Below are 10006 nucleotides of genomic sequence, written 5' to 3'. Positions count from 1 at the left end.
TTGATCAATCGAAATTATTTTCATTGATTTAATGGTAGAAATTACTCGAAGTTTATTTGAGAAATATTTGTCAGAAAATTGATGAGCCAAGATTGGTACCCTTTAAAGGTACTACTGATTTTAAACTGAAGAGTTTGATCATGGCTCAGATTGAACGCTGGCGGCAGGCTTAACACATGCAAGTCGAGCGGGAATAGGTAGCTTGCTACTGATTTCTAGCGGCGGACGGGTGAGTAATGCTTAGGAATCTGCCTATTAGTGGGGGACAACAGTTGGAAACGGCTGCTAATACCGCATACGCCCTACGGGGGAAAGCAGGGGATCTTCGGACCTTGCGCTAATAGATGAGCCTAAGTCAGATTAGCTAGTTGGTGGGGTAAAGGCCTACCAAGGCGACGATCTGTAGCGGGTCTGAGAGGATGATCCGCCACACTGGGACTGAGACACGGCCCAGACTCCTACGGGAGGCAGCAGTGGGGAATATTGGACAATGGGGGGAACCCTGATCCAGCCATGCCGCGTGTGTGAAGAAGGCCTTTTGGTTGTAAAGCACTTTAAGCGAGGAGGAGGAGCTCTAGATTAATACTCTAGATGCTTGGACGTTACTCGCAGAATAAGCACCGGCTAACTCTGTGCCAGCAGCCGCGGTAATACAGAGGGTGCGAGCGTTAATCGGATTTACTGGGCGTAAAGCGTACGTAGGCGGCTTTTTAAGTCGGATGTGAAATCCCTGAGCTTAACTTAGGAATTGCATTCGATACTGGGAAGCTAGAGTATGGGAGAGGATGGTAGAATTCCAGGTGTAGCGGTGAAATGCGTAGAGATCTGGAGGAATACCGATGGCGAAGGCAGCCATCTGGCCTAATACTGACGCTGAGGTACGAAAGCATGGGGAGCAAACAGGATTAGATACCCTGGTAGTCCATGCCGTAAACGATGTCTACTAGCCGTTGGGGCCTTTGAGGCTTTAGTGGCGCAGCTAACGCGATAAGTAGACCGCCTGGGGAGTACGGTCGCAAGACTAAAACTCAAATGAATTGACGGGGGCCCGCACAAGCGGTGGAGCATGTGGTTTAATTCGATGCAACGCGAAGAACCTTACCTGGTCTTGACATAGTAAGAACTTTCCAGAGATGGATTGGTGCCTTCGGGAGCTTACATACAGGTGCTGCATGGCTGTCGTCAGCTCGTGTCGTGAGATGTTGGGTTAAGTCCCGCAACGAGCGCAACCCTTTTCCTTATTTGCCAGCACTTCGGGTGGGAACTTTAAGGATACTGCCAGTGACAAACTGGAGGAAGGCGGGGACGACGTCAAGTCATCATGGCCCTTACGACCAGGGCTACACACGTGCTACAATGGTCGGTACAAAGGGTTGCTACCTCGCGAGAGGATGCTAATCTCAAAAAGCCGATCGTAGTCCGGATCGCAGTCTGCAACTCGACTGCGTGAAGTCGGAATCGCTAGTAATCGCGGATCAGAATGCCGCGGTGAATACGTTCCCGGGCCTTGTACACACCGCCCGTCACACCATGGGAGTTTGTTGCACCAGAAGTAGGTAGTCTAACCGCAAGGAGGACGCTTACCACGGTGTGGCCGACGACTGGGGTGAAGTCGTAACAAGGTAGCCGTAGGGGAACCTGCGGCTGGATCACCTCCTTAACGAAAGATTGACGATTGGTAAGAATCCACAACAAGTTGTTCTTCATGAAGATGTATCTGAGGGTCTGTAGCTCAGTTGGTTAGAGCACACGCTTGATAAGCGTGGGGTCACAAGTTCAAGTCTTGTCAGACCCACCAAATCTGATTACCTAAGCAATTAGTACAGAACACAGAGACATCGAATCTATATGATAAGCTGGGGACTTAGCTTAGTTGGTAGAGCGCCTGCTTTGCACGCAGGAGGTCAGGAGTTCGACTCTCCTAGTCTCCACCATACATTAAGATAAGTTGCTAGATTATAGAATTTAGTAAAAGAGATCGAAGATCTTGTTTATTAAGTTCTGTGATTTATCACAGCGTCTAGACCTGACGAAGGCTAGATTAATCATTAACAGAATATATTTGAGTTGAAATAATTTGTTCATGCTCATTCAATCGAAAGAAAGAATGAGTACTAGCGAAATTAACTGAATCAAGCGTTTTGGTATATGAATCTAATTGAAGCTGTACGGTGCTTAAATGCACAAGACGCCAACTGTATGAGCAAGTCGTAAGACAAGCTCTGTTGCTAACCTAACTTGTAAGGGTTAACGACTGTTTGGGGTTGTATAGTCAAGTAATTAAGTGCATGTGGTGGATGCCTTGGCAGTCAGAGGCGATGAAAGACGTAATAGCCTGCGATAAGCTCCGGGGAGGCGGCAAATATCCTGTGATCCGGAGATTTCTGAATGGGGAAACCCACTTACCATAAGGTAGGTATCATAAACTGAATACATAGGTTTATGAGGCGAACGAGGGGAAGTGAAACATCTCAGTACCCTTAGGAAAAGAAATCAATTGAGATTCCCTCAGTAGCGGCGAGCGAACGGGGAACAGCCCATTAAGTCATATAAGTTCTAGTGGAATGCTCTGGGAAGTGCAACCATAGTGGGTGATAGTCCTGTACACGAAAGGGCTTATATGATGATGTCGAGTAGGGCGAGGCACGTGAAACCTTGTCTGAATATGGGGGGACCATCCTCCAAGGCTAAATACTCCTGACTGACCGATAGTGAACCAGTACCGTGAGGGAAAGGCGAAAAGAACCCCTGTGAGGGGAGTGAAATAGATCCTGAAACCGCATGCATACAAGCAGTGGGAGCCGACTTGTTCGGTGACTGCGTACCTTTTGTATAATGGGTCAGCGACTTATATTCAGTAGCGAGGTTAACCGTATAGGGGAGCCGTAGAGAAATCGAGTCTTAATAGGGCGTTTAGTTGCTGGGTATAGACCCGAAACCGGGTGATCTATCCATGAGCAGGTTGAAGGTTGGGTAACACTAACTGGAGGACCGAACCCACTGTCGTTGAAAAGCCAGGGGATGACTTGTGGATAGGGGTGAAAGGCTAATCAAACTCGGTGATAGCTGGTTCTCCCCGAAAGCTATTTAGGTAGCGCCTCGGACGAATACCATTGGGGGTAGAGCACTGTTTCGGCTAGGGGGTCATCCCGACTTACCAAACCGATGCAAACTCCGAATACCAATGAGTACTATCCGGGAGACAGACTGCGGGTGCTAACGTCCGTAGTCAAGAGGAAAACAATCCAGACCGCCAGCTAAGGCCCCAAAATTATAGTTAAGTGGGAAACGATGTGGGAAGGCATAGACAGCTAGGAGGTTGGCTTAGAAGCAGCCACCCTTTAAAGAAAGCGTAATAGCTCACTAGTCGAGTCGGCCTGCGCGGAAGATGTAACGGGGCTAAAACTATATGCCGAAGCTGCGGATTTGCAATTTATTGCAAGTGGTAGGGGAGCGTTCTGTAAGCCGATGAAGGTGTGTTGAGAAGCATGCTGGAGGTATCAGAAGTGCGAATGCTGACGTGAGTAACGACAATGCGAGTGAAAAACTCGCACGCTGAAAGACCAAGGGTTCCAGTCCAACGTTAATCGGGGCTGGGTGAGTCGACCCCTAAGGCGAGGCCGAGAGGCGTAGTCGATGGGAAATTGGTTAATATTCCAATACTTCAGTGTAATGCGATGAGAGGACGGAGAAGGTTAAGTCAGCCTGGCGTTGGTTGTCCAGGTGGAAGGAAGTAGGCATGCATCTTAGGCAAATCCGGGGTGCTCTATGCTGAGATCTGATAGCAAGCTAGTTTACTAGCGAAGTGGCTGATACCATACTTCCAGGAAAAGTCTCTAAGCTTCAGTTACACTGGAATCGTACCCGAAACCGACACAGGTGGTCAGGTCGAGTAGACCAAAGCGCTTGAGAGAACTCTGCTGAAGGAACTAGGCAAAATGGTACCGTAACTTCGGGAGAAGGTACGCTGTTGACGGTGATGGAACTTGCTTCCTGAGCTATTGACAGCCACAGAAACCAGGCCCCTGCAACTGTTTATTAAAAACATAGCACTCTGCAAACACGAAAGTGGACGTATAGGGTGTGATGCCTGCCCGGTGCTGGAAGGTTAATTGATGGGGTTAGCGTAAGCGAAGCTCTTGATCGAAGCCCCAGTAAACGGCGGCCGTAACTATAACGGTCCTAAGGTAGCGAAATTCCTTGTCGGGTAAGTTCCGACCTGCACGAATGGCATAATGATGGGGGCGCTGTCTCCAGCAGAGACTCAGTGAAATCGAATTCGCCGTGAAGATGCGGTGTACCCGCGGCTAGACGGAAAGACCCCGTGAACCTTTACTGCAGCTTGACATTGAACTTTGATCTTACTTGTGTAGGATAGGTGGGAGGCTTTGAAACCGAGACGCTAGTTTCGGTGGAGCCAATCTTGAAATACCACCCTGGTAATATTGAGGTTCTAACTCTGCTCCATAATCTGGAGCGAGGACCATGTCTGGTGGGTAGTTTGACTGGGGCGGTCTCCTCCTAAAGAGTAACGGAGGAGTACGAAGGTGCGCTCAGCGTGGTCGGAAATCACGCGTAGAGTATAAAGGCAAAAGCGCGCTTAACTGCGAGACCCACAAGTCGAGCAGGTACGAAAGTAGGTCTTAGTGATCCGGTGGTTCTGTATGGAAGGGCCATCGCTCAACGGATAAAAGGTACTCTGGGGATAACAGGCTGATACCGCCCAAGAGTTCATATCGACGGCGGTGTTTGGCACCTCGATGTCGGCTCATCTCATCCTGGGGCTGAAGCAGGTCCCAAGGGTATGGCTGTTCGCCATTTAAAGAGGTACGCGAGCTGGGTTTAGAACGTCGTGAGACAGTTCGGTCCCTATCTACCGTGGGCGTTGGAAATTTGAGAGGATCTGCTCCTAGTACGAGAGGACCAGAGTGGACGAACCTCTGGTGTACCGGTTGTGACGCCAGTCGCATCGCCGGGTAGCTATGTTCGGAAGGGATAACCGCTGAAAGCATCTAAGCGGGAAGCCTACCTCAAGATAAGATTTCCCTAGGAATTTATTCCTCTAAAGAGCCGTTGAAGACTACGACGTTGATAGGTTGGATGTGGAAGCATAGTGATATGTGAAGCTGACCAATACTAATTGCTCGTGAGGCTTGACTATACAACACCCAAACAGTTGTTGTATAAAGCTGAAATCGATTCAAAACCAAACAGTCAACACTGACTGATCTTGATTCAGAATACGCTAGAACTTATACTTTAACTCAAATAATCTGTTAATGAATTCTATTTGGTACGAAGTAAGGCATACATCATTTGATGTAAATAAGACCCGAATAAGTCCATAAACAGTTGTGCTGGCGACAATAGCAAGAGTGAACCACCTGATCCCTTCCCGAACTCAGAAGTGAAACCTCTTAGCGCTGATGGTAGTGTGGGGTTACCCATGTGAGAGTAAGTCATCGCCAGCTCATTAATTCAAAACACCCCCTTAGCTTAATGCCTAAGGGGGTGTTTTTTATCGGGGGAAAAATAATTTACGGTAATATCTAGATGAAAAAATAATGTCTTTTTCACCTAATTTGTATAAAAAATATTAAAAACATGATATAAAAAATCAAAGCGGCATAAAAATTGCTTAAAGTGTGCGCAATAAAAAGAGAATGGGGTTTATGAAGTTATCGGTTGGACTTAAAGTTGCAAATTCATTGTCACTCACGCCTCAGTTACAGCAGGCAATACGATTACTTCAGTTGTCTAGTTTGGAGTTGGAACAAGAAATTCAATTGCAACTCGATAGCAATCCTCTATTAGAAAAAGTTGAAGATCAGGAAAATATTGAAAGTTTAGAGCGTATAGAAGAAAAAGAAAGAGAAGAAAAAGACTTAACCAATGAATTAAATGCAGATTTTTTACCTGACGATCTTCCAGTTGATACAGATTGGGATGATGTATATACACATCAATCAACTAGTTTAGGCTCTATGGAGTTTGAAGAACGAGAAGATAATCGGCAAGGTTATTTAACATTACAAGAGCATATGCAAGAACAAGTGAATCTGTTGAATTTTTCATTAATTGATAAATTAATTGCACACTGCATTATCGACTCTTTGGATGATAAAGGTTTCCTAGATTGTGAGCTTTCTGAAATTACAGTATCAGTTCAGCATTTATTAGAGTCTATGGATTATGATGATGAAGTGGAGGATGATGAGGTTTTAGTTGTTTTAAAGTCGATTCAGCGTCTAGATCCTATTGGGATAGGCTCTCGTAATTTAGCTGAATGCTTGTTGTTACAGCTAGATGCTTTATCTGAACAGACACCTTTTAAAAGTGAAGCAGTTGTCTTGATGAATCATTATGAATTATTGATTTCAAATGAATTATCAAAATTAATGAAGCAAACTGGTTTGAATACAGATCAATTAAAATCTGCAGTTTTATTGTTAAAGGGGTTAAAGGCATATCCTGGTGCGGATTTTGAAAATAAAGATTTAGACTATCAGGTTCCTGATGTTGTAGTCATGAAAAAAGAGGATCGTTGGTTTGTTCATTTAAACCCAGATATTCTTCCTAAGCTTCGGGTTAATCCATTTTATGCAGGTATGATTCGTAGAGCAGATCAGAGTGATGATAATCAATATTTAAGAAATCAAATGCTTGAAGCGAAAAATTTCATTAAAAGTGTCGATGAAAGGCATAAAACATTATTAAAAGTAGCAACGTGTATTGTTGAACATCAAAGAAGTTTTTTTGAAATTGGTGCTGAAGGAATGAAGCCTTTGGTTCTAAGAGAAATTGCTGAAGAGGTTGAGTTACATGAGTCGACAATTTCAAGGGTAACAACAAATAAATATATGTTAACGCCACGTGGTCTTTTTGAATTGAAATATTTCTTTTCAAGTCATGTTGGAACAACTTCGGGTGGTGAAGCATCTTCAATTGCAATTCGAGCAAAAATTAAAAAGCTTATTTCAGAAGAAAATGTACGTAAGCCTTTGTCAGATAATATTATTGCAAATATGCTAAAAGAAGATGGTATTGATGTTGCTCGTAGAACTGTTGCGAAATATCGAGAATCGTTACATATTCCTTCGTCATCTGAGAGAAAAGTCTTGATCTAACTTTTAAAATCTGACTATTCTAGAGATTCATTATGACATCATAATGAATCTCTTTTTATTTTAGGAATAGTTAAAATGGTTTAATTGTATTTGTGAGAACGCTTATTCTTTCGCACGATTGAATCGTCTTAATTATGACTTTTTGACTCCATAAAAAAGGTGAGGGATAGAACTATGCAAATAACAATTCGTGGTCATCATTTAACTATCACCCCTGCAATTGAAGATGATATTCGTTGTAAATTTAAGGATATGACAAAGCATCTAGATCAAGTGAATAGTATGCAAGTGAAGTTGTCAAAAGATCATCAAACAGATAAGCGCTCAAAAAAGGGAAGTTTAAATCATATTGCTGAAGCGATTATTCGGTTACCTGGAATTGAGCTTTTTGCTCAAGCTTCTGCCGATGATATGTATACTTCAGTCAAAATGATGACAGAAAAATTAAAAAGACAATTGGATAAGCATCGTAAAATGCAGTTGATTTATCAACCCTTAGTGATTTAGTTCACTGTCTGTACAAAAAGAGGTTTTAAATAACCTCTTTTTTTATTGGTATAATGCAACTGACAGATGAATTATTTTTTATATTTATAGTAAAATGGCAGGTTTTTACACCGTCGGTCCTATAAGAGGTCTTTGTGATGAATAGTGAACAGCTCACTGAAATTTTAAAAGCGGCTTTTCCAGAGGCTGAAGTTGCTGTAAGTGGGCAGGGCGGAAAATTTGATCTTCGTATTGTTGATGAACAATTTGAAGGCAAACGTCCCGTTGCTCGTCAACAATCGGTTTATGCACCGTTAAATTCATATATTGCCAGTGGTGAAGTGCACGCAGTTACTATTCGCGCAATGACTAAAGAAGAATGGCGTAAAGCAAGCTTATTCGGAGCTTAATAAATTGGATAAATTTTTAATTCAGGGCGGCGTTAAGCTCGAAGGTGAAGTGCGTATTTCTGGTGCAAAAAATGCAGCATTACCACTTTTAGCAGCAATGATTCTTGCAGAAACGCCAACCACATTAACGAATGTACCTAATCTTAAAGATGTGAATACATTGGTTAAGTTGATTGCAGGTCTTGGTATCACCATGAAGTATGAAGGTGATACAGTTGTTGCAGATACATCAACACTAGATAATCAGTTTGCACCTTACGAACTTGTTAAAACAATGCGAGCATCTATTTTAGTGCTTGGTCCATTGTTAGCTCGTTACGGCAGTGCTCAGGTTTCATTACCTGGCGGTTGTGCAATTGGCTCTCGTCCAGTCGATCAACACTTAAAAGCATTAGAAGCTTTAGGTGCTGAAATTGAAGTTGAAAATGGCTATGTGCATGCGAAAGTTGATGGTCGTTTAAAAGGTGGTGAAGTTGTTTTCGATATGGTTACCGTTGGTGGTACTGAAAACATTTTAACTGCTGCTGTATTGGCTGATGGTGTTACGACTATTCGTAACGCAGCACGTGAACCTGAAATTACAGATCTTGCAAACATGCTAATTGCAATGGGTGCAAAAATTGAAGGTCTAGATACAGATACTTTAGTTGTTACAGGCGTTGAAAGCTTGCATGGCTGTGAATATGCTGTTGTTGCTGACCGTATTGAAACAGGTTCATATTTAGCTGCTGCTGCAATTACGGGTGGGCGTGTTAAAACAACGCATACAGATCCTGCATTAATGGAATCTGTGCTTGAGAAGTTTGAAGAAATGGGTGCAGAAGTAACCCGTGGTGATGACTGGATCGAGCTAGATATGATGGGTAAACGTCCGAAAGCAGTCAGCTTCCGTACATTACCACATCCTGAGTTTCCTACAGATATGCAAGCACAGATCATGGCGGTTAATGCTATTGGTCGTGGTTTTGCAACGGTTTCTGAAACGATTTTTGAAAACCGTTTTATGCATGTACCTGAATTGGCACGTATGGGTGCAAACATTCAGGTTGAAGGTAATGATGCTGTTGTAACTGGTGTAGAAAAACTTTCTGCAGCACCTGTTATGGCAACAGATTTACGTGCTTCATTCTCTTTGGTGTTAGCTGCTTTAGCCGCTGAAGGGGAAACGATGATTGATCGTATTTATCATATTGACCGTGGATATGAAAATATTGAAGCAAAATTACAAGGTATTGGTGCCCAAATTAAGCGAGTAGATTAATGAGCGATATGAGAAACGATGATCCTAATTTTGATGTAATGGGAAATTTTGATCATGGTTTAACTTTAGCATTAAGTAAAGGACGTATTTTAAAAGAGACTTTACCGTTGCTAGAAACAGCAGGGATTAACTTATTAGAAGATCCAGATAAATCGCGTAAGTTAATTTTCCCTACAACCCATAAGCATGTACGTATTTTAATTTTACGTGCATCGGACGTACCAACTTACGTTGAAAATGGTGCTGCCGATATTGGTGTTGCAGGTAAAGATGTACTCATGGAACATGGTGCGCAAAATGTTTATGAGCCATTAGATCTTAAAATTGCTGTTTGTAAATTAATGACAGCAGGTAAGGTTGGAATGGAGCGTCCGAAAGGTCGTTTAAAAATTGCCACTAAATATGTAAATTTAACACGTCAATATTATGCAAGCCTTGGTGAGCAAGTTGATGTGATTAAGCTTTATGGTTCTATGGAGCTTGCTCCGCTTGTTGGTTTAGGTGATTACATTGTCGATGTTGTGGACACTGGTAATACGCTTCGCGCCAATGGTTTAGAACCACTTGAAGAAATTTGCAAAGTGTCTTCACGTTTAATCGTGAATAAAGCAAGCTTTAAACGTAAGCAAGCTTTGTTGAACCCGATTCTTGCACAACTTGAAAAAGCTGTGGAAGAGCGTGAAGCGAAAAAATAAGCTTTAAACTTATTTGAAGAACCGCCT

5 protein-coding genes, 2 tRNA genes and 3 rRNA genes are annotated in these 10006 nt (G+C 43.0%); all 10 read left to right on the top strand.

Annotated elements, in window-relative coordinates:
* Positions 1-122: 122 nt before the first annotated feature.
* The 10 genes from AC5YC8_RS02055 (at position 123) to hisG (ending at position 9979) form a co-directional block, all read left to right on the top strand.
* Positions 123-1660: ribosomal RNA gene (locus AC5YC8_RS02055) — 16S ribosomal RNA — on the top strand.
* Positions 1661-1721: 61 nt separating this feature from the next.
* A tRNA-Ile gene (locus AC5YC8_RS02050) sits at positions 1722-1798 on the top strand.
* Between the two features lie 60 nt (positions 1799-1858).
* A tRNA-Ala gene (locus tag AC5YC8_RS02045) sits at positions 1859-1934 on the top strand.
* Between the two features lie 336 nt (positions 1935-2270).
* Positions 2271-5161, top strand: a 23S ribosomal RNA gene (locus tag AC5YC8_RS02040).
* 195 nt (positions 5162-5356) lie between these two features.
* Positions 5357-5471, top strand: a 5S ribosomal RNA gene (gene rrf, locus AC5YC8_RS02035).
* Together the 16S, 23S and 5S rRNA genes with 2 tRNA genes alongside form the textbook arrangement of a ribosomal RNA operon.
* Positions 5472-5672: 201 nt before the next feature.
* Positions 5673-7127, top strand: coding sequence for an RNA polymerase factor sigma-54 (locus AC5YC8_RS02030; protein WP_496163373.1), 1455 nt, complete (start codon positions 5673-5675; stop codon positions 7125-7127).
* A 174-nt stretch (positions 7128-7301) separates the two neighbouring features.
* Entirely contained in the window at positions 7302-7634 is a 333-nt protein-coding gene (hpf, locus tag AC5YC8_RS02025; RefSeq protein WP_496119449.1) for a ribosome hibernation-promoting factor, HPF/YfiA family, read from the top strand.
* Between the two features lie 137 nt (positions 7635-7771).
* On the top strand, positions 7772-8023 hold the full coding sequence (gene ibaG / locus AC5YC8_RS02020) for a BolA family iron metabolism protein IbaG (RefSeq protein ID WP_496119447.1): 252 nt from the start codon (positions 7772-7774) through the stop codon (positions 8021-8023).
* 4 nt (positions 8024-8027) lie between these two features.
* Positions 8028-9284 (top strand): UDP-N-acetylglucosamine 1-carboxyvinyltransferase, encoded by a 1257-nt coding sequence (gene murA, locus AC5YC8_RS02015; protein WP_496163372.1) that lies wholly within the window; start codon positions 8028-8030, stop codon positions 9282-9284.
* Positions 9284-9979 (top strand): ATP phosphoribosyltransferase, encoded by a 696-nt coding sequence (gene hisG, locus AC5YC8_RS02010; RefSeq protein WP_154772658.1) that lies wholly within the window; start codon positions 9284-9286, stop codon positions 9977-9979. The genes murA and hisG overlap by 1 nt, the downstream gene beginning before the upstream one ends.
* Positions 9980-10006 lie beyond the last annotated feature (27 nt).

It is taken from the genome of Acinetobacter sp. FY731, assembly GCF_059515905.1.
The sequence above is the reverse complement of the archived record's forward strand: the minus strand, read 5'-3'. Positions and strand labels throughout refer to the sequence as shown.